Here is a 19,177-nt window from a genome sequence, read left to right as displayed (position 1 = left end):
TCAGCCTAGGCGACACCGGGCACCGTAGGCTCGAGGTAGTCACCCTCCGGGAGGTCCGTTGTCGAACCCACTCGACGCCTACCGCCTGCGCGCACGCGTGCAGGCGGTGGTCGACGCCGAGATCGCGACGCAGGAGGCGGTCCTGGCCGAGATCGGCGCTGACATGACGCCGTTCGTCGACCTGGTGGCGTCCCTGGTGCGTGGCGGCAAACGGTTGCGCGCCGCTTTCTTCTACTGGGGCTACCGCGCCGGCGGCGGGCCGGACAGCGACGCGGCGATCCGGGCCGCCGCGTCGATGGAGTTCTTCCAGGCCGCCGCGCTGCTGCACGACGACGTCATGGATGGCAGCGACACCCGTCGCGGTATGCCGTCCGCCCACCGCCGCCTCGCCGCCCACCACGCCGCCCAGGGCTGGTCGGGCAACGCCGCGCGGTACGGCGAGGCGGGGGCCATCCTCGCCGGCGACCTCTGCCTGACCTGGACCGACGAGATGTATGCCACCAGTGGGCTGCCGGCGCACGAGACCGCGCGCGGACGTGAGCTGTTCGACCGGATGCGCACCCAGCTCATGGGCGGGCAGTTCCTCGACGTCCTGGAGTCGGTCCGCGGGTGGGACGGGCTGTCCGCGCAGGAACGGGTCGAGCGCGCTCGCCACGTGATCCGCTACAAGAGCGCGAAGTACACCGTCGAGCATCCGCTGCTGATCGGCGCCACCGCGGCCGGGGCGCAGGAGGGCGACCTGGCAGCGCTGTCGCGCTACGGCCTCGCGCTCGGTGAGGCCTTCCAGCTGCGCGACGACGTGCTGGGCGTGTTCGGCGACCCGGAGGCAACCGGCAAACCGGCGGGCGACGACCTGCGCGAAGGCAAGCGCACGGTGCTCGTCGCCCAGTCGCTCGCGTCCGCGGAGCCCGACGAGATCGCCTTGTTCGACAAGCTGCTCGGCGTCGCCGACCTCGATGACGAGCAGGTGGCGCAGCTGCGCGCGGTGATCAGCTCGACCGGCGCCCTCGACCGGGTGGAGCAGATGATCACCGAGCAGGCGCAGGCGGCCCACGACCACCTGCACTCGGCCCAGGGGCTCACCGCCGAGGGTGTGGCGACCCTCGAGTCGCTGATCGGCCTGTCCACCGCCCGCTCGGCGTGAACGCCGGCCCCACCGACCACGTCGTCGTCGTGGGCGCGGGTCTGGCCGGGCTCTCGGCCGCCCTGCACCTGGCCGGTGCGGGTCGACGGGTGACCGTGCTGGAACGAGAGTCCTTCCCCGGGGGGCGAGCCGCGCGGGTGGTCCGCAAGGGCGGCGGCGGCACCTACCACCTCGACAGCGGCCCCACCGTGCTGACGATGCCCGAGTTGCTCGAGGACTGCTTCGCCGCCGTCGGCGAGTCACTCGGCGACCACGTCACGCTGCGCCGTCTCGACCCCGCCTACCGGGCCAGGTTCGCCGACGGCACGACCCTGGACCTGACCTCCGACCGCGACAAGATGGTGCAGCGCATCAGCGAGTTCGCCGGCGCGGCCGAGGCCCGTGGCTACGAGCGCTACGTCGACTTCGTCACCACGCTCTACCGACTCGAGGTCCGCGACTTCATCGACCGCAACTTCGACTCGGTGCTCGGGCTCGCGAGACCCTCCCTGGCCAGACTCGCCGGTCTGCGCGCCTTCTCGCGCCTCGCGCCCACCGTCGCGCGCTACTTCCGTGACGAGCGGCTGCAGCGCGTCTTCACCTTCCAGTCGCTGTATGCCGGCCTGTCGCCGCAGCGGGCCCTCGCCCTCTACGCCGTGATCTCCTACATGGACCTGGTCGCCGGAGTCTCCTACCCCGACGGCGGGATGCACGCCATACCCACGGCCATGACCGGGGCGGCGTCGCGGGCCGGTGTCGAGCTCGTCTACGACACCGAGGTCTCGCAGGTGCGGTGGCAGGGCAACCGGGTCTCCCGCCTCGTCGCCGCCGACGGGCGCTCGTGGAGCGCGGACGCCGTGGTCATGACACCGGACGCCCCCCTCGCCCGCCGGCTGCTCGGGCGGCCCGCCGCTCGGGAGTCGACGACCCGCTACTCCCCCTCCTGCGTGGTGCTCGCCGCGGGGCTGCGGACGGGCTGGCCGGCGCAGGCACACCACACGATGACCTTCGGCCGCACCTGGTCCGGTGTCTTCGAGGACCTCGAGCACGGTCGGCTCATGCGTGATCCGTCGTTCCTCGTCTCGCTGCCGTCGACCACCGACCCGTCGCTCGCTCCCCCGGGGCACAGCTCGGCATACGTGCTCTTCCCCGCGCCCAATCTCGCGGCGGGCCAGCTCGACTGGGGCAGGCTGCGTGTCCCCTACCGTGAGCACATGCTGAGCACCGTTGAGAGGGCAGGCTTCTCGGGGTTCTCGGACGCCATCGAGGTCGAGGAGCTGATCACTCCGGCAGACTGGGACGAGCGCGGGATGGCCGCCGGCACCCCCTTCGCCGCGGCGCACACCTTCGGCCAGACCGGCCCGTTCCGGCTGCCCAACCACGTCGGCGCCAACGTGGTGCTCGCCGGGTCCGGCACAGTGCCTGGGGTCGGCGTGCCGATGGTGCTGATCAGCGGCCGGCTCGCCGCCGAACGGCTCGTCGGGGTCGATCCGGCCTACCGGTCGCGGGCATGGCGGTGACACCCGTGCCGGACGACCCCGCGCTGGCCGCGGCCTACGAGCACTGCCGCAGGATCCACGCAGCGCACGGCCGCACCTACTACCTGGCCACCCGGTTGCTGCCGGCACCCGTGCGTCCGCACGTCTGGGCGCTCTACGCGTTCGCCCGGACCGCGGACGAGATCGTGGACAGCCCGTCGGGTCACGATCCCCAGGCGCTACCCGACTGGGCACGCACCGCGATGCGGACCCTGCGCGCGGCCGAGCCGCCGCATCCGCTGGTCGACCCGCTGCTGGCCGCGACCTGGTCCACGATGCGCACCTACGCCCTCGACCCGACCCTGGTCGAGGAGTTCCTGGCCTCGATGAGCATGGACCTCACCGTCTCGCGCTACCAGACCTGGGGTGACCTGCTCTCCTACATGCGTGGCAGTGCAGCGGTGATCGGCGAGCTGATGGCGCCGATCCTGGGCGCGAGCGGCCCGGAGGCGCTGCAGCGGGCGGGAGCCCTCGGCGAGGCGTTCCAGCTGACCAACTTCATCCGGGATGTCTCAGAGGACTTCCACCGCGGCCGCATCTACCTGCCGCTGGAGGACCTTCGGGCGCACGACGTCTCGGAGGCCCTGCTCGAGGCGGCCATCCGCAGCACCCGGCCGGACGCACGGGTGCGGGCCCTGGTGGCGTTCGAGGTGGACCGCGCCAGGCAGCTCTACCTCGAGGCGGCCCCGGGTCTGGCCATGGTGGCCGACACGAGCCGGCCCTGCCTGGAGGCGGCCTACCGCCTCTACGGCGGGATCCTCGACGAGGTGGAGCGGCACGACCACAACGTGTTCGCCGGCCGCGTGCACGTGCCGACCCGGCGGCGGCTCGCCACCGCCGCCTCGCTGGTGGGCCGGCGCGCCTTCCGCGACGTGGTGCAGCGCCGGCCCTAGCCCGTCCGTTCCCGCCCGAGCCGGTCGGTGCGCCGTCTCGGCCCGGGTGGCGCGGCCGCCGGCCGGCCTCGAGTGGGAACGTCCCGCAACCGCGTCCAGACCGCGCACGACAGCAGCACGAGCGCGAAGCCGAAGCCGAGGTCCTCGACCGGTGCGTAGAAGAGCCGGCCGTCACCGAACATGGTGACCCGGCTGCTGCCGATGATCGTGTCGGACGCGTAACGCACGATCCCGCGGCCGGTGAGCCACCCGTTGGTGAGCAGCTGGAAGAAGGTGATGATCGCATAGGCCAGCCACCACGTCCGGCTGCTCGTGAGCCGGGTGCGCAGCAGCCAGCGGTCCAGGATCACCGCAGCGGGTATGGCGAGGGCCGCCAGAATCGTGTAGGTCACCGCGGGTCCCGCGAGCCCGGTTCCCGAGACCGCCGTCGCGCCCACGGGCCGCGCGAGGGGCCGTGCGCCGTGGCACGCCCCCTCCCCGCCAGGCCGTCGCGTTCGCCGCGCACCACCCGGACCGCTTCGAAGGCCAGGATCGAGGCCAGCGGGACCACCACGAAGAAGGCGATCTCCTCGAGCGGCAGTCCGGCGATCCGCGGCGGCAACGTCTGGGCGGCGTCGAAGTGCCAGTGCCCCGCCCGAGTCGCCCACAGGTCCCAGACCAGGAAGGGCGCGCCGGCGAGCACGATCGCAGCGAGCAGGCGCAGCGGCCGGCGGAAGACGGTCAACCGGTAGGCGCGCACGAGCGGGAGCGTGCCGATCAGGCAGAACACGAGCACGGCCACGTAGGACCAGTGGCGCAGACCCACCTAGAAGGCCAGCTCCTGTGCGCGCCGGCGCACCTCCTTCTTGCGGCCGGCGAGGAGGGCGTCGATGGGGGCGCCCTCCACGGAGAGCGTCTCATCCGGTGTGAAGAGCCAGCCGATGATCTGCTCGTCGTCCATGCCGCCGTCGGCCAGCACGGTGAAGGTGCCGCGCAGCGTCGGCAGCGGCCCCTCGCCGGTCACGAACTTGGCGGGCACCGCCACCACCGACCGCGGACCGATCCGTGCCGCAAGCAGCTCGCGATCCTCGATCATCCTGCGGACCTCGGAGAGCCTGACGCCCATGCGATCCGCGATGTCCGGCACGGTCAGCCAGTTGCCGACCTGCGCCTCGACACCGGTCGGTGGGGGCACCTGCGTGGGTCCGGTGGAATCGGTCCGGTCCTGCTCGATGGGGCCCGGCGCCGTGGACGCCGCGTCGAAGGAGTTCACGCACCAAGCCTGCCACGGGCTGCTCGGGTCTGCCGAGGCGGGCGCGCCGCCGAAGCTCGTGCGAAGCGTCGGCGTCGCGGGGCAGCCAAGAGCGGGGACGGGTGGGTGGATCGCGACCCACGTCGGCACTACCTCCCGTCAGGCCCGGTGAGCATGCGGTCACGTCGTCGGGTAGAGGAGCCGGAACCGCTCGAGGACGACCGGCATGTCCGGCAGGAAGCCGCCGTCGGCGTGTTCGTCGAAGAAGCGTTCGTGCACCGCCCGCCAGTGGTCGAGGCTGCGGTCGCCCTCCCCCTCGCCTCTGGCGTGGTCGGCGTCAACCTGGTCGAACGGGACGACCCGCACGTCGGTCGTCACCACAAGGGCGCGTGGGTGACCGGAGCCGTCGAGGACGATGCTGAGCGTCCCGGGCGCGGGCAGCTGCTCGCCCTCCTCGGCGTAATCGGTGTAGGAGCTCGCGGTCGCCGTCTTGGTCCCGTCCAGGACAAGGCCGAGCAACTCGTCGGCGTGCTCGGGGGTCGCGCCGAACGCCCACGAGGGTGGCCGGAGCGTTCTGAACGGGTTCTCACCGGTGTACACCGGCACCCCGGCAAGACTCGCGTGCTCCCGGGCGATGTCCCAGAAGGCGTCCAGCTCGTCCTCGTCGGTGATGACCATGGCTCACCCTCCCACGCGAAGCACCGCCCCCTGATCGATCCGCTCAGGCGAGCTGGTCGCGACGGCGGGTGAGATAGGCACGCTCGCCAGGGTTCCGCGTCAGCTCGATCGCCCTGTCGTACGCCTCGCGTGCCTGAGCGGAGCGGCCGAGGCGCCGCAACAGATCGGCGCGTGTGGCGTGGAACGCGTGGTAACGGTCCAACGTCCCGACGAGCCGGTCGACCTCGGCGAGCCCGACGTCGGCGCCGTCCAGCTCGGCTCGGGCGACGGCACGGTTGAGCGCGACCACCGGAGACGGGCTCACGGCATACAGCTGCTCGTAGAGGGTCGCGATCTGGCTCCAGTCGGTGTCGCGGGCACTGCCTGCGTCGGTGTGCACGGCGTTGATCGCGGCGAGGATCTGGTAGCGCCCGGGGCGGATCCCGCTGGCCAGGCGTTCCCTGACCAGCCGATGTCCCTCGGCGATCAGGGCGCGGTCCCAGCCGCCGCGGTCCTGTTCGTCCAGCGTGACCAGTTCGCCGGTGGCGCTGAACCGGGCCGCGCTGCGGGCCTCGGTCAGGAGCATGAGCGCGAGGAGTCCGGCCACCTCGCCATCGTCGGGCAGGAGCGCGCGCAGCAGCCGCCCGAGCCGGATTGCCTCCAGCGTGAGGTCGCGGCGCACGGGCTCGTCGCCGGCGCCGGACAGGTAGCCCTCGTTGAAGACCAGGTAGACCACCGCCAGGACCCCGGCCAACCGGGCCTCGATGTCGTCGGGACCCGGCACGCGGTAGGGGATCCGCGCCTTCTTGATCTTGGCCTTGGCCCGCGTGATGCGCTGGGCCATGGTCGTCTCCTGCACCAGGAAGGCGCGGGCGATCTCGGGGACGGTCAGGCCACCGACCAGGCGCAGTGTGAGCGCCACCCGGGCCTCGGTCGCGAGCGCTGGATGGCAGCAGGTGAACAGCAGCCGGAGCCGGTCGTCGGTGAGCGGTCCGGTGGGCGTGTGAGGGGTGTCGTCTCGGATCATCTCGGCCGCCCTGTGCTTGGCGTCCCGTTTGCCCTCGCGGCGGATCCGGTCGAGCGCCTTGCGGGTCGCGGTGGTGGTCAGCCAGCCACCGGGGTTGGGGGGTGTGCCGGTCCTCGGCCAGGCCTCGACCGCGGCCACGAAGGCGTCGGCCGCCGCGTCCTCGGCGACGTCGAGGTCGCCGAAGCGCCACGCCAGCGAGGCCACCACCCGCGCCCACTCCTCGTGGTGGGCGCGGGTGATCGCCTCGTGGGTCGGGGAGTCCGTCACTCGGCCGGGTCGCCTTGGAACGGTCGCACCTCGACCGTGCCCATGCAGGCCCTCGATGCCTCCGCGGCGAGCGCGAGGGCCACGTCGGCGTCGGGCGCCTCGATCACCCAGAAGCCCCCGATGTGCTCCTTGGTCTCCAGGTAGGGGCCGTCGGTGTAGACCGGCTGGTCGCCCTGCCCGTCGACGACGGTCGCCGTCGACGGCGCCTCGAGGCCGCCCGCGAAGACCCAGTAGCCCTCGTCCTGCAGCTTCTTGTTGAACGCACCCGTCTGGGCGAACGCCCTCTCCATCTCCGCCTCGTCGGCGTAGCCACCGTGACCCGTGGTGTAGATCTCCTCGGGACCGTGCACGGCCATCAGGTACTGCGTCATCTCGATCTCTCCTTGCTCGAGGGCATCCGGGTTGGTGCCTCTTACTCTCTCCACGAACCAGGTCCTCCGGACACGACAGGTCCTCGGAGATTCTCGCCGAGTCGCCCGGAGACGATGCACGGATCGGCTCCGGGCGCGGTCGACGGGGCGGGACGCCATACACCTCGATCGGGTGAGACGCAATCTCCCACTCCGTGGTGATGTCGTGTACGTTTCACAATCGTCACATTCAACCCAGCAGCATCGAATGCCACCAGGGCCCCAGCAGCCCCAAGGGCCGCTTTGAGCCGCTCCGGAAGGACTCGCACGTCATGAGCCCCATCGTCGACCTCTCACCCCCCGCCGCCCCGGCAGCGCTGCACGAGCTGGCGACGGGCGACCGCGTGGCGCCACACGGCTGGCAGACCCATGTCATCCGGCCCGGTGAGACGTTGCTCGGGATCGCCCTGGCGCACCGCACCTCCACGGGAGTTCTGGTCCGGCGCAACCACCTGCCCTCGACCCGCCTGATCAGGGCCGGGACCAGGATCGACGTGCCGCGGACCTCTCGCGCACCGAAGCACCGATCCGCGAAGCACCACGCGAAACCGAAGAAGTCGCGCCACGCCGCCGCCAAGGCCAAGCACGCCAGGAAGGCGCGTCACCGCGCCAAGCGACCGGCCCGCACGGTGCGCATCCTGGTGGTGCGTCCGGGTGAGACGGTCAGCGGTATCTCGCTACGCCTGCACGTCTCGGTGGCCGCGATCCTGAAGGCCAACGGGATGACCGACGGCCGGCAGCTCTGGGCCGGGCAGCGGCTGCGCGTGCCGGGGGCCTCGTCCCATCCGGCACGAAGGGGGACCACCAAGACCCACCGGAAGGCGAGCCACGCCAAGAAGGCGCATGCCGCGAAGAAGGCGCACGCCGCCAAGAAGCGCGCGAAGAGGGCCGCGGCCCGCCGCGCCGCCACCAGGACCCTCACCGTGCGCCCCGGCGAGACGGTCAGCGGCTTGGCCCTGCGGCTGCGCGTCTCCCAGGCCGCCGTGATGCGCGCCGCGGGCATCTCCGACCCCCGCCGCCTGCAGGCCGGCCAGACCCTCCGCCTGCGCGGGGCCGCCCATTCCCAGCAGAGCCATGCCGCCAAGGCGCACGCCGCCAAGAAGAAGCGCGCGAAGAGGGCCGCGGCCCGCCGCGCCGCCACCAGGACCCTCACCGTGCGCCCCGGCGAGACGGTCAGCGGCCTGGCCCTGCGGCTGCGCGTCTCCCAGGCCGCCGTGATGCGCGCCGCGGGCATCTCCGACCCCCGCCGCCTGCAGGCCGGCCAGACCCTGCGCGTGCGCGGGGCGGCACCGGCCAGGAAGTCGGGTCACGCCACCAAGGCGCACGGCAAGAAGAAGGCGAAGCCGCGGTTCAGCCACAACACCTTCGAGGGCCGCACCTATGCCGACAGCATCGTCGGGTCGGCTGCCCGCAACCGTCACGTGCTGGCTTCGCGGAGCCTGCCGACCCGCAGCCAGACCAAGGCGCTGATCGCGCGCACCGCCCGCCGCCACGGCGTCGACCCCCGACTCGCCCTCGCGGTCTCCTACCAGGAGTCCGGCTGGAGCCAGCGCCAGGTGTCGGTGGCCAACGCGATCGGGGCCATGCAGATCATTCCGAGCACCGGCGAGTGGGCCTCGCAGATGGTCGGCCGCAAGCTCAACCTGCTCGACCCCGAGGACAACGTCACCGCGGGCGTCGTGGTCCTGCGTGCGCTGCTGCGCAGTGCCGCCAACGAGAGGCAGGCCATCGCCGGCTACTACCAGGGGCTTGCGGGGGTCCAGCGGCACGGCATGTACGCCGACACCAAGCGCTACGTGGCCAACGTGCTCTACCACAAGTCGCACCTCTAGCCCCGGCCCCGCCTACCGGGGTGTCGCGGCCCGCGAACCTACACTTGGCGCGTGTCGTCCGCCCCTCCCGTGTCCCTCGTCGGCCAAGTGGTCGACGGGCGCTACCGCGTGCAGTCGCACCTCGCCGACGGCGGTATGGCGTCCGTCTACGTCGCGGTCGACCTGCGCCTCGAGCGCGACGTGGCACTCAAGATCATGCGGCCGGACCTGGCCAGGGACGAGAACTTCGTCAGCCGGTTCCGGCGCGAGGCGCGCTCGGCGGCCCGCCTGTCCCACCCCAATGTGGTGGGCGTGTTCGACCAGGGCAGCGACAACGGCCACGTCTTCCTCGCGATGGAGCTGGTGACCGGCAAAACGCTCCGGGACGTCGTCCGCGACGAGGGGCCGCTCACTCCCCGCGCGGCGCTGGACATCATCGAACCGGTCCTGGAAGCGCTCGACGCGGCGCACCGGGCCGGCATCGTGCACCGAGACATCAAGCCGGAGAACGTCATCCTGCGCGAGGACGGCGTGGTCAAGGTCGCCGACTTCGGGCTGGCCCGAGCGGTGACGACCGACACCGTCACCGCCCACACCGACGTGCTGCTCGGGACGGCCGCCTACCTGTCCCCCGAGCAGGTCGAGCGCGGCATCGCCGATCCGCGCAGCGACGTCTACTCCGCCGGGCTGCTGCTCTACGAGATGCTGACCGGCGTCAAGGCGTTCCCGGGCGACAGCCCGATCCAGGTGGCCTACCAGCACGTCCACGGCACGGTCCCGGTGCCGTCCGCCCGGATCGCATCGGTGCCGGGCGAGCTCGACGCCTTGGTGGCGCTGGCCACGGCGCGCGACCCCGACGACCGCCCGACCGATGCCGGAGACCTGCTCGCCCAGGCGCGCCGGTCCCGCGACACCCTGAGCACCGACGAGCTCGACCACCGGCCCAGCACCGGTGACCCCGGGCGCAGCGGCAACCCCACCATGCCCCTCGGCCGCACCACCACCCGTGCGGTACCCCGCGCGCCCGTTCCGGACGAGCCGGGAGCGGCGCGCCGCCGTCGCCGCTGGCCCGCCCTGCTGGCCGCGGTGCTCGTCCTGCTGCTCCTCGCCGGCGCCGGCACCTGGTGGTTCACCCTCGGTCCGGGCGCCCGGGTCGAGGTGCCCCGCCTCGCCGGCATGAGCCAGCAGGACGCCGTGGACACGCTCACCGGGCAGCACCTCGATCCCGTCACCCAGCCGCAGTACTCCGAGCACGTCAGGGCCGGTCGGGTGATCAGCGCGGAGCCGTCGGCCGGCGCGAGCGTCGCCCGCGGCAGCGACGTGCAGCTCGCCGTCTCCAAGGGCCCCGAGCGCCACGACGTGCCACGCCTGGTCGGCGCGACCAGGTCCGAGGCGAAGGCCCTGCTGGCGAAGCACCACCTGCGGGTCGGCAGGGTCGAGGGCGCGTATGACGAGAACATCGCCAAGGGCGCAGTCGTCGCCACCTCTCCGGAGCAGGGCAAGCCGCTCAAGCGCGACGCGAAGGTCTCCCTCACCCTGAGCAGGGGGCCGCAGCCGATCCCCGTGGCCGACGTCGTGGGGCAGTCCAAGCAGGACGCCACCAGCCGGCTGGAGGGCGCCGGGCTGACTGTGGACGCCGGCCACGAGGACTACAGCACGAAATACGACCAGGGCACCGTCATGGCCCAGTCCCCTGCCAACGGCACCCTGCACCGCGGCGACACGGTGCAGCTGACCATCTCCAAGGGGCCGGAGATGGTCGAGGTCCCGGACGTGGGCGGCAAGCAGACTGGAGAGGCCGAGCAGATCCTCACAGCCGCCGGCTTCAAGGTGAGCTACACCAAGATCCTCGGTGGCGTCTTCCAGACCGTCCGGATGCAGAAGCCGGAGGCCGGCTCGATGGCGCCGAAGGGCAGCACCATCACCCTGACCATCGTCTGACCTCGTCTCACCGCGGGCTCACTCCTGGTGGGCGTAGCGCTCCTCGCGCCAGACGTCACCGGTGACGTGGTAGCCCCGCTGTTCCCAGAATCCGCGCACCGGCTCCCGGTGGTAGTCCATCGCCGCGACCCACTTGGGGCCCTTGAAGCCGTAGAGGTGGGGCAGCACGACGCGCATCGGCCAACCGTGCTCGGGAGTCAGGGGCTCGCCGTCCAGGTGGGTGGCGAAGACGGCGCGCGCCGAGAGCAGGTCCTCGAGCCGCACGGTGCTGCTGTAGCCGTAGGTCGCCCAGAGCTGCACGAACTCGGCGCCGTCCGCGGGAGGGCAGAGGTCCACCAACGCCCGTGCCGACACGCCCGACCAACGCACGTCCTGGGTGGTGTAGCGCGCGACGCAGTGGTGGTCGGCCAGCACCTCCAGGCGAGGCAGTGCCGTGACCTGGTCCCAGTCCAGGGCGGTGACCTCGCCGGACGCGGTCAGCCCACCGATGGACAGCCGCCAGGTGGACAGGTTGACCCGCGGCACCCGACCGTAGTGGACCGGCCGCAGCTGCGGCGACCGGCGCTGACCGGGCGGCATGACCCGCGGTTCGGCCAGCTCGGCCGAAGTGTGCGGGGCCCTTCCGTCGGTCACCGGGCGGTCACCTCTCCTGCAGCATCTCTGCGACGAGGAAGGCCAGCTCGAGGCTCTGCTGGTGGTTCAGCCGAGGATCGCACAGGGTCTCGTAGCGCTTCTCGAGATCCAGGTCGTCGATGGCACCGGACCCACCGAGGCACTCGGTGACGTCGCTGCCGGTCAGCTCCACGTGGATGCCGCCCGGCACGGTGCCGAGCTGCTTGTGCACCTCGAAGAAGCCGCGCACCTCGTCGACGACGTCGTCGAAGCGTCGGGTCTTGTAACCGGTCGAGGACTCGAACGTGTTGCCGTGCATGGGATCACAGATCCACAAGACGGTGGCGCCGGCCGCCGTGACCTTCTCCACGATCGGAGGCAAAGCCTCGCGCACCTGCCCCGCGCCCATCCTGGTGATGAAGGTGAGCCGGCCGTCCTCGCGCTCCGGGTCGAGCCGGTCGATGAGCCGCAGCACCTCGCTCGGGTCGACGGTCGGTCCGAGCTTGACGCCGATCGGGTTGCGGATCCGCGAGACGAAGTCGACGTGCGCGCCGCCGAGGTCGCGGGTGCGCTCACCCACCCACACGAAGTGACCGGACACGTCATACGGCAGGCCGGTCCGGGAGTCGATGCGGGTCATGGGCCGCTCGTAGTCGAGCAGCAACGCCTCGTGGGCGGCGAAGAACTCGGTGGTCCGCATCGCGTCGAAGTCGGCGCCGCAGGCCAGCATGAACTTCATCGCCTTGTCGATGTCAGCGGCCAGGCGCTCGTAGCGCATGTTGGCGTGGTTGGCGACGAACCCGCGGTTCCAGTCGTGCACCCGCCGCAGGTCGGCGAAACCGCCCTGGGTGAACGCGCGGACGAGGTTGAGGGTGGCCGAGCTGGCGTTGTAGGCCCGCACCAGCCGGTCGGGGTCAGGTTGGCGCGCCTCGTGCGTGAACGGGAAGCCGTTGACCATGTCACCCCGGAAGGCGGGCAGCGTGACGTCGCCCCGGGTCTCGGTGGTGCTGCTGCGTGGTTTGGCGTACTGCCCCGCCATCCTGCCGACCTTCACCACCGGTGTGCTGGCGCCGTAGGTCAGGACCGCCGCCATCTGCAGCACGGTCTTGATCCGGTCACGGATGTTGTCGGCGGTCGCGTCGGCGAACGTCTCGGCGCAGTCGCCCCCCTGCAGCACGAACGCCTCACCGCGCGCGGCCTCGCCGAGCTGTCGGCGCAGGTTGTCGCACTCGCCGGCGAAGACCAGTGGCGGATAGCTGGCGAGCGTCGAGACGGCCTGGTCGAGCGCGCCGTGGTCCGGCCACTCGGGCTGCTGGGCAGCCGGCAGGTCCCGCCAGGCGTCGAGCCCGGCGAGCACGTCGGGGGTTGCGTCGATGCTCACCCGACTAGGGTAGGTGCGCCCATCTGGTGGACAGCGCGGGGTCCGCCATGCGGACCTCACCGAACCCTTGGCCGCAGCTCCTGCGCGGCAGAGTCGCTCCGCTCCTTTGTCGCTGCGCGTCGTCGCCGCGGCTCTATCGTCGCCGCTGGTCGTCGCGTCAGCCGAAGAAGGCGGCGACCTCGGCGTAGCGCTCCGGCGGCACGGTCTTCAGCTCGTCGGTCGCCTCGGCCAACGAGACCCGCACGATGTCGGTGCCGCGCAGCGCGACCATCATCCCGAAGTCACGTTCGTGCACGGCGTCGATCGCGTTGAGCCCCAACCGGGTCGACAGGACCCGGTCGTATGCCGTGGGCGTGCCACCGCGCTGCAGGTGCCCGAGCACCGCCGAGCGGGTCTCGCTGCCGGTGGCCTGCTCGATCTCCTCGGCCAGCCACTCCGCGATGCCCCCGAGCCGGACGTGGCCGAACTCGTCGACGCCGTGGGCCAGCAGCTGCTCCTCGCCGCCGGAGGGCAGGGCGCCCTCGGCGGTCACAATGATCGGCGCGACGCCACGCGCCATACAGGACTCGACCCACCCGCAGACCTCGGCGACCTCGAACTGCTGCTCGGGGATGAGGATGCCGTTGGCACCGCCGGCGGTCCCGGCGTGCAGTGCGATCCAGCCGGCGTGGCGGCCCATCACCTCGACCACCATGGCCCGGTGGTGGGACTGGGCCGTCGTGCGCAGCCGGTCGATCGCCTCGGTCGCGATGCCGACCGCCGTGTCGAAGCCGAAGGTGTAGTCGGTGGCGGCCAGGTCGTTGTCGATCGTCTTGGGCACACCCACCACACCCAGGCCGTCGTCGGTGAGGCGTTTGGCGACGCCCAGCGTGTCCTCCCCGCCGAGTGCGACGAGGGCGTCGATGCCGGCTCGCTGGACGTTCTCGCGGATCAGGTCCACCCCGCCGTCGGTGGAGTAGGGGTTGGTGCGCGACGAGCCGAGGATCGTGCCGCCGAGCGAGAGGATGCCGGCGACGTCCTCCAGTCCGAGGGGTCTCGTCAGCCCCTCGAGCGGGCCCTTCCACCCGTCCCGGAAACCGACGAACTCGTGGCCGTGGACGGTCACACCCTTGGTGACGACGGCACGGATCACGGCGTTGAGTCCGGGGCAGTCGCCGCCACCGGTGAGCAGTCCGATTCGCATGGCGACCACGCTAGCGGCTCGGGTGGGAGAGCGACCCGCGGCCGTCCGGATGCCCATCGCCCCGACCCTCGCTAGGGTCACGGCATGACTTTCTCCATCGTGGCGAACGTCGGCGAGGCCTTCGGGGTCGCCGTGGCCAGCAAGTTCCTGGCCGTCGGGTCCGTGGTGCCGGCTGCCCGGCTGGGGGTGGGCGCCCTCGCGACGCAGGCCATGGCCGACGTGTCGTGGAAGAAGCGTGGCCTGGATATGGTCACCGACGGCGCGACCCCGGACGAGACCGTGGCCGCACTCGTGGCCGACAACAGCAACGCCCCGGCGCGACAGCTCGGCCTGGTCACCTCGACCGGCCAGGCGACCTTCACCGGCACCGACTGCGTGGACTGGGCCGGTGGGGTCGCGGGCCGCGACGACAGCGGCGGCTATGCGATCCAGGGCAACATCCTGGTCGGCGAGGAGGTCATCCGCGAGGCCGAGCAGGCGTGGCTCGCTGGCGCCCACCTGCCCCTGGAGAACCGCCTCACCTACGCCCTGTTGGCCGGCGACCGCGCCGGCGGCGACCGGCGGGGCCGTCAGTCCGCAGCCGTCTACGCGGTGGCGCCGGGAGCCGGCTACGACCACGCCGGCGTGCTCGTCGACCTGCGCGTCGACGACAACCCGGAGGCCCCGCAGGAACTCGCCCGCCTGGTCGACCTGTCCGAGCTCTACTTCGGCACGGCCACCAATGTGCTTCCCCTGGAAGGCCCGCTCGCCGAGGAGGTCCGCGTCCGGCTCGAGGCGCTCGGCCACGGCGAGGAGCCGGACCTGCTGACCGCGCTGACCGCCTGGGCGAGCGTCGAGAACTACGAGATGCGGCTGTCTCCCGACGGCATCGACTCGCGCGTGCTGCAGGCGCTGCGCGAGACCACCGCTGGCTGAGGGAGCACGACCGAGTCAGCTGGCGGCGCGCGAGCCGCCCTCGTCCGGCGCCTCGGGCTCCGCCGGCTGCGCGCGCTCTGGCTCACGCTCGAGGGTGCTGGAGTCCTCGAGCGTCGCGCCGTCGCCCTTGACGCCCTTCTCGAGCCGGTCGGCGGCGTCCTGCTGCAGCTCGCGGGCGCGTGCGGCGGTGGCACGGGCGGCGGCGACGAGGCGGTCCTTCATGGAGGCTGCGTAGACGTCGACGTACTCCTGACGCGACAGCAGCATCAGCTCGTACATCACCTCGTCGGTGATGGAGCGCAGCACGAAGCGGTCGTCCTCGAGGCCCTCGTAGCGGGAGAAGTCCATCGGCTTGCCGATCCGCACCCCGATCCGCATGATCTTCGGCACGAGCTTGCCGGTGGGCTGGGCCTTGTCCGTGCCGATCATCGCCACGGGTAGGACGGGTACACGCGCCTCCAGTGCCATGCGGGCCACGCCGGTCTTGCCACGGTAGAGCCGACCGTCGGGTGACCTCGTGCCCTCGGGATAGATGCCGAGGAACTCACCGCGCCGCAGCACCTTCAGGCCACTGCGCAGGGCGGCCTCGCCGGCCCTGCCGCCGGAGCGGTCGACCGGCACCTGGCCCACACCGCGGAAGAAGGCCGCGGTCAGGCGGCCCCGCGGTCCGCGGCCGGTGAAGTAGTCCGACTTGGCCAGGAAGGTCATCCGGCGCGGCAGCACGAGCGGCAGGAAGATGGAGTCCGAGAAGGACAGGTGGTTGCTCGCGAAGATCGCCGCTCCCTGCTCCGGGACGTTCTCCTCACCCTCCACCCAGGGCCGGAAGAGCAAGCGCAGGACGGGACCGAGCACAATCCTCTTCAGCACCCAGTAGAACAATCGGTCCTCCTCGTTAGACCCGCCGACTCTACGGCACTGTCCGGGCCCGAGATCCACGTGCGAAGATCTGTCCGAGGACCCGCCGCGCGGAGCCCTCGACCGGAAGGAGCATCCCTTGGCGATCATGGCTGGTGCCGAGCCGTTCAGCCACGACGGCTCGGACATCGGGGTGCTCGTGTGCCACGGTTTCACCGGCACTCCGCAGGGCGTGCGACCCGTGGCCGAGCACCTCGCGGACGCCGGCTACACCGTGCGGCTGCCCCGGCTGCCCGGTCACGGCACGACCTGGCGCGAGATGAACCGCACCACCTGGCAGGACTGGTACGCCAGCGTCAACGCGAGCTTCCTCGAGCTGCGCGAGCGTTGCGCCAAGGTCGTCGTCACCGGGCTGTCGATGGGCGGGTGCCTGGCCACCCGGCTCGCCCAGCAGCACGGGCCGCGGGTGAGCGGCCTGGTGCTGATGAACCCGGCCTTCAAGGTCGAGGACTTCCGGCTGCGGGCCCTGCCGGTCCTGCAGCACCTGCTCGCGTCGCTGCCGGGCATCGCCGGGGACATCAAGAAGACCGGTGGACCGACCGAGCTGGCCTATGACCGGATCCCCCTGCGGGCACTGCACTCCCAGACCCAGATGTGGTCGACCGTGGTCCGGGACCTACCCGAGGTGACCCAGCCGGTCCTGCTGCTGCGCTCGGCGGTCGACCACGTCGTCCCGGCCTCCAGCTCCGCGTTGTTCCTCTCTCGGATCTCCAGCACCGACGTCACCGAGATCGTGCTCGCTGACTCCTACCACGTGATGACCCTCGACAACGACGCACCGCGGGTCCTCGCGGAAACCAGCGCCTTCGTCGAGCGGGTGACCCGGGGCTGACACCATGAGCAACGACGGCTGGGACGGCGACATCGACGCCCGGTTCGACGACATCATCGCGCACTGGGACGAGCCCGGCCCCGACCCCGAGGCCACCGGGGAGAAGCACCACGACAAGGCCGTGAACCCTCCGCCGCAGATTCGGTTCGGGCCCGGAGCCGGTCGTCCCGGCACCGAGGCCGACGGCAGCGGCCCCGGTGGACAGACAGGCGATGTCGCCGGTTCGGGCGCCGAGACGCCTCGAACACCGGGGCAACCGGACGGACGCGACACACCCGGCTCCGAGGGGACGAAGGGACGGGAGAGCTCCCCCGGGTCGTCGGACGCGGCAGCAGCCGGGCCACCCGGCCAGGGCTGGCGCAGCCACGCTGCCCCCGAGGAGGAGGAGCACTTCGTGCCGCCGCCGCCCGCGCCGTTGCCGGCCGGCGACCTGCAGTTCTGGGGCATCCTCGTCGGCCTGGTCGGGGGACCCGGGCTGCTGCTCTACCTGATCATGTTCGATCGGGACGCCGGCAGCCTGTGGATCGCTCTCGCGATCGCCCTGAGCCTCGGCGGCTTCGGCCTGCTGGTCGCGCGTCTGCCCAATCGCCGTGACGATGATGACGACGACGACGGGGCGCGCGTCTGAGGGACGGTTGCCCCGCGGGCACGTCGGAGCAGGTCTGCGGCCGGGCCTGCCGGCCGCTCACACCGCCGGGGCCGCCGTCGCGGACAGGTCCAAGTCGGTCCAGACAGGCAGGTGGTCGGTCGCCGCCACCAGGTCATCGGGGTCGAGCTGCACCGGCGCGGTCGACCCCGCGCCGGCCACGGCCAGCCCCCGCTCGGCGAAGATGGCGTCGATCCGCGTGCGCGGCCCACGGCTGGGAAACGTCGGTCCCTCCGGTGAGACGAGCCGCAACCGCGATGCGAGCGTGCGCCAGGCCCGGCCGGTGGACTCCTCGTTCAGGTCTCCGGCGAGCACGAGTGGCACGTCGTGGGGCACCCGATCGAGCACCTGGGCGATGTGCACCTTCCGCTCCCGGGCGCGCAGGCTGAGGTGGACGCTGACCACGCAGACGATGCCGTGGTCCGGCAGCCGCACCCGCTGCCACGCGAAGCCGCGCTGCTGGTCGAAGTAGCCCACCGGCAGCCCCTCGTGCCCGACCGCCAGCGTCTCGACGCGCAGACTCGTCATGACCGTGGTGCCGCCGCTGCCGCGACTGCCGCCCGGCCAGTAGAGGCCGCAGGCCGCGGCGAAGTCCGCCACCCGGTGCCCGAAGAGGAACCGCCGTGGGATCTCTTGCAGGCACAGCACATCCGGCGCCAGCGCGCGGACCACCCGCACCGCGGCAGCGACGTCGTCCCCGAGGCCGCGGACGTTGTATGACGCCACGCGCAGCCCCCCGTGCACGTCAGGACCTCCGGTCGTTGCGGGCCAGGTCGGCGGCACCGATCAGCCCGGCGTCGTTGCCGAGCCTGGCTGCCACGATCCGGGCCGGCGGGCGGTATCCACGGCCGGTGAGCTGCCGCTCGAACGCCTCTCGGGCCGGACCCAGCAGCAGGTCGCCCGCGGCGCTCACTCCGCCGCCGACGACGAAGGTCCCCGGGTCGAAAGCCGCCGCGATGTTGGCCATGCCGATGCCGAGCCAGCGGCCGACGTCGGCCAACAGCTCGCGTGCCGTGGGGTCACCGAGCTTGGCGGCCTCGGTGATCAGCGGGCCGGTGAGCCCGTCGATCGTGCCGCCGGCCGTCGCGAGCAGGTCGACGGCCACCGGTGACGCTGCGAGCACCAGCGAGCGGGCCTCGCGCACGAGGGCGTTGCCGCTGGCGTACTGCTCCCAGCACCCACGGTTGCCGCACTCGCAGCGCAGCCCCTCCGGCACGACCTGCATGTGCCCGAACTCCCCCGCGATGCCGAAGCGGCCCCGCTCGATCGCCCCGTCGATGAGCAGGCCACCGCCGATGCCGGTGCCCAACGTGACCATGACCAGGTGGGTCTCGTCCTGGCTGTCGCCGAACCGCCATTCGGCCCAGGCGGCGGTGTTGGCGTCGTTGTCCACGAAGATCGGCAGGTCGATCCGGTGGCTCAGGGACTCCTGCAGCGGTTCGTCGCGCCAGGACAGGTGTGGCGCGAACACGACGGTCGCCCGGTCGGCGGCGACGAACCCGGCAGCGCCGATGCCGACGGCCACGACCTCGCCGGGCTCGGTCGTGGCCAGCAGCTCCGACACGGCGTCGACGATGGTCTCCTCGACGACGGACGGCGAGGTCGAGCGGTGGGGAGTGTCGCGCCGCGTCGAGCGCAGGATCCGGCCGGTCTCGTCGACCAGGCCGGCAGCCACCTTGGTGCCACCGATGTCGACGCCGATGGCCAGCCCGCTCCCCATCTCCTCGGTCGCCGCTCCTCGGCACTCGTCCTTTCTGCCCCGCTCGTGCCTCGCTCGTTTCCTCACGCTCTCGTC

20 protein-coding genes are annotated in these 19,177 nt (G+C 72.0%); 8 read left to right on the top strand and 12 right to left on the bottom strand.

Features of this window, described 5'->3' with window-relative positions; all coding sequences use genetic code 11:
• Positions 1-58 precede the first annotated feature (58 nt).
• From FCN22_RS08135 to FCN22_RS08125, 3 genes are read left to right on the top strand one after another with little or no spacing between them, the layout of a single operon-like run.
• Positions 59-1,144 carry a polyprenyl synthetase family protein gene (locus FCN22_RS08135; protein WP_137121051.1) on the top strand — a complete coding sequence of 362 codons (1,086 nt, stop codon included), beginning with the start codon at positions 59-61 and terminating at the stop codon, positions 1,142-1,144.
• The gene (gene crtI / locus FCN22_RS08130) at positions 1,141-2,643 is read left to right on the top strand and encodes a phytoene desaturase family protein (RefSeq protein ID WP_137121050.1); all 1,503 of its coding nucleotides are present in this window, start codon (positions 1,141-1,143) and stop codon (positions 2,641-2,643) included. Before FCN22_RS08135 ends, crtI begins: the two co-directional genes overlap by 4 nt.
• Complete coding sequence (locus FCN22_RS08125; protein WP_137121049.1) at positions 2,634-3,554, top strand: phytoene/squalene synthase family protein; 921 nt, start codon at positions 2,634-2,636, stop codon at positions 3,552-3,554. The genes crtI and FCN22_RS08125 overlap by 10 nt, the downstream gene beginning before the upstream one ends.
• Here FCN22_RS08125 and FCN22_RS08120 read toward each other — a convergent pair.
• The 6 genes from FCN22_RS08120 to FCN22_RS08095 form a co-directional block, all read right to left on the bottom strand.
• Positions 3,551-3,946, bottom strand: a complete 396-nt coding sequence (locus FCN22_RS08120) for a lycopene cyclase domain-containing protein (protein WP_137121048.1) — start codon at positions 3,944-3,946, stop codon at positions 3,551-3,553. The genes FCN22_RS08125 and FCN22_RS08120 overlap by 4 nt on opposite strands.
• Positions 3,943-4,359, bottom strand: a complete 417-nt coding sequence (locus tag FCN22_RS08115) for a lycopene cyclase domain-containing protein (RefSeq protein WP_202911467.1) — start codon at positions 4,357-4,359, stop codon at positions 3,943-3,945. The genes FCN22_RS08120 and FCN22_RS08115 overlap by 4 nt, the downstream gene beginning before the upstream one ends.
• Entirely contained in the window at positions 4,360-4,806 is a 447-nt protein-coding gene (locus tag FCN22_RS08110) for an Rv2175c family DNA-binding protein (RefSeq protein ID WP_338016638.1), read from the bottom strand.
• A gap of 159 nt (positions 4,807-4,965) precedes the next feature.
• Positions 4,966-5,463: an ASCH domain-containing protein gene (locus FCN22_RS08105; RefSeq protein WP_137121047.1), complete on the bottom strand. Its 498-nt coding sequence runs from the start codon at positions 5,461-5,463 to the stop codon at positions 4,966-4,968.
• A 43-nt stretch (positions 5,464-5,506) separates the two neighbouring features.
• Positions 5,507-6,736, bottom strand: a complete 1,230-nt coding sequence (locus FCN22_RS08100; RefSeq protein WP_137121046.1) for an RNA polymerase sigma factor — start codon at positions 6,734-6,736, stop codon at positions 5,507-5,509.
• Positions 6,733-7,026 carry a YciI family protein gene (locus tag FCN22_RS08095; RefSeq protein ID WP_202911475.1) on the bottom strand — a complete coding sequence of 98 codons (294 nt, stop codon included), beginning with the start codon at positions 7,024-7,026 and terminating at the stop codon, positions 6,733-6,735. The genes FCN22_RS08100 and FCN22_RS08095 overlap by 4 nt, the downstream gene beginning before the upstream one ends.
• A gap of 392 nt (positions 7,027-7,418) precedes the next feature.
• Between FCN22_RS08095 and FCN22_RS08090 the strand changes: the two genes are divergently transcribed.
• Together FCN22_RS08090 and pknB are read left to right on the top strand one after the other, a co-directional pair.
• Positions 7,419-8,978, top strand: a complete 1,560-nt coding sequence (locus FCN22_RS08090; protein WP_162308159.1) for a LysM peptidoglycan-binding domain-containing protein — start codon at positions 7,419-7,421, stop codon at positions 8,976-8,978.
• A 51-nt stretch (positions 8,979-9,029) separates the two neighbouring features.
• Complete coding sequence (pknB, locus tag FCN22_RS08085) at positions 9,030-10,898, top strand: Stk1 family PASTA domain-containing Ser/Thr kinase (protein ID WP_137121043.1); 1,869 nt, start codon at positions 9,030-9,032, stop codon at positions 10,896-10,898.
• An 18-nt stretch (positions 10,899-10,916) separates the two neighbouring features.
• Here the strand turns inward: pknB and FCN22_RS08080 are convergent, their stop codons facing one another.
• The 3 genes from FCN22_RS08080 to FCN22_RS08070 form a co-directional block, all read right to left on the bottom strand.
• Positions 10,917-11,531, bottom strand: coding sequence for a molybdopterin-dependent oxidoreductase (locus FCN22_RS08080; protein WP_238384596.1), 615 nt, complete (start codon positions 11,529-11,531; stop codon positions 10,917-10,919).
• A gap of 7 nt (positions 11,532-11,538) precedes the next feature.
• A complete protein-coding gene (locus FCN22_RS08075) occupies positions 11,539-12,891 on the bottom strand; it encodes a class II 3-deoxy-7-phosphoheptulonate synthase (RefSeq protein ID WP_137121042.1) in 1,353 nt (450 codons plus the stop codon).
• Positions 12,892-13,048: 157 nt separating this feature from the next.
• Positions 13,049-14,074, bottom strand: a complete 1,026-nt coding sequence (locus tag FCN22_RS08070) for a 6-phosphofructokinase (RefSeq protein ID WP_137121041.1) — start codon at positions 14,072-14,074, stop codon at positions 13,049-13,051.
• 84 nt (positions 14,075-14,158) lie between these two features.
• Here FCN22_RS08070 and FCN22_RS08065 point away from each other — a divergent pair, with 84 nt between their 5' ends.
• A complete protein-coding gene (locus FCN22_RS08065; protein ID WP_137121040.1) occupies positions 14,159-14,989 on the top strand; it encodes a DUF1028 domain-containing protein in 831 nt (276 codons plus the stop codon).
• A gap of 15 nt (positions 14,990-15,004) precedes the next feature.
• Here FCN22_RS08065 and FCN22_RS08060 read toward each other — a convergent pair whose 3' ends face one another.
• Positions 15,005-15,868 carry a lysophospholipid acyltransferase family protein gene (locus FCN22_RS08060; RefSeq protein WP_137121039.1) on the bottom strand — a complete coding sequence of 288 codons (864 nt, stop codon included), beginning with the start codon at positions 15,866-15,868 and terminating at the stop codon, positions 15,005-15,007.
• Between the two features lie 124 nt (positions 15,869-15,992).
• Between FCN22_RS08060 and FCN22_RS08055 the strand changes: the two genes are divergently transcribed.
• The gene (locus FCN22_RS08055) at positions 15,993-16,736 is read left to right on the top strand and encodes an alpha/beta hydrolase (RefSeq protein ID WP_137121116.1); all 744 of its coding nucleotides are present in this window, start codon (positions 15,993-15,995) and stop codon (positions 16,734-16,736) included.
• 4 nt (positions 16,737-16,740) lie between these two features.
• Complete coding sequence (locus FCN22_RS08050; protein WP_137121038.1) at positions 16,741-17,364, top strand: hypothetical protein; 624 nt, start codon at positions 16,741-16,743, stop codon at positions 17,362-17,364.
• 57 nt (positions 17,365-17,421) lie between these two features.
• Here FCN22_RS08050 and FCN22_RS08045 read toward each other — a convergent pair whose 3' ends face one another.
• Both FCN22_RS08045 and FCN22_RS08040 read right to left on the bottom strand, forming a co-directional pair.
• Positions 17,422-18,126, bottom strand: a complete 705-nt coding sequence (locus FCN22_RS08045; protein WP_137121037.1) for an endonuclease/exonuclease/phosphatase family protein — start codon at positions 18,124-18,126, stop codon at positions 17,422-17,424.
• A 1-nt stretch (position 18,127) separates the two neighbouring features.
• The gene (locus FCN22_RS08040) at positions 18,128-19,102 is read right to left on the bottom strand and encodes an ROK family glucokinase (protein ID WP_137121036.1); all 975 of its coding nucleotides are present in this window, start codon (positions 19,100-19,102) and stop codon (positions 18,128-18,130) included.
• Between the last annotated feature and the right edge of the window lie 75 nt (positions 19,103-19,177).

Source organism: Segeticoccus rhizosphaerae, from assembly GCF_005222685.1.
Lineage (GTDB): Bacteria > Actinomycetota > Actinomycetes > Actinomycetales > Dermatophilaceae > Segeticoccus > Segeticoccus rhizosphaerae.
The sequence above is the reverse complement of the archived record's forward strand: the minus strand, read 5'-3'. Positions and strand labels throughout refer to the sequence as shown.

Coding starts and splice junctions, on each gene's coding strand:
- FCN22_RS08125 (WP_137121049.1), top strand. CDS start 2,634: ATGGCGGTGACACCCGTGCCGGACGACCCCGCGCTGGCCGCGGCCTAC.
- FCN22_RS08055 (WP_137121116.1), top strand. CDS start 15,993: ATGGCTGGTGCCGAGCCGTTCAGCCACGACGGCTCGGACATCGGGGTG.
- FCN22_RS08050 (WP_137121038.1), top strand. CDS start 16,741: ATGAGCAACGACGGCTGGGACGGCGACATCGACGCCCGGTTCGACGAC.
- FCN22_RS08065 (WP_137121040.1), top strand. CDS start 14,159: ATGACTTTCTCCATCGTGGCGAACGTCGGCGAGGCCTTCGGGGTCGCC.
- FCN22_RS08105 (WP_137121047.1), bottom strand. CDS start 5,463: ATGGTCATCACCGACGAGGACGAGCTGGACGCCTTCTGGGACATCGCC.
- FCN22_RS08090 (WP_162308159.1), top strand. CDS start 7,419: ATGAGCCCCATCGTCGACCTCTCACCCCCCGCCGCCCCGGCAGCGCTG.
- FCN22_RS08040 (WP_137121036.1), bottom strand. CDS start 19,102: ATGGGGAGCGGGCTGGCCATCGGCGTCGACATCGGTGGCACCAAGGTG.
- FCN22_RS08070 (WP_137121041.1), bottom strand. CDS start 14,074: ATGCGAATCGGACTGCTCACCGGTGGCGGCGACTGCCCCGGACTCAAC.
- FCN22_RS08095 (WP_202911475.1), bottom strand. CDS start 7,026: ATGGAGAGGGCGTTCGCCCAGACGGGTGCGTTCAACAAGAAGCTGCAG.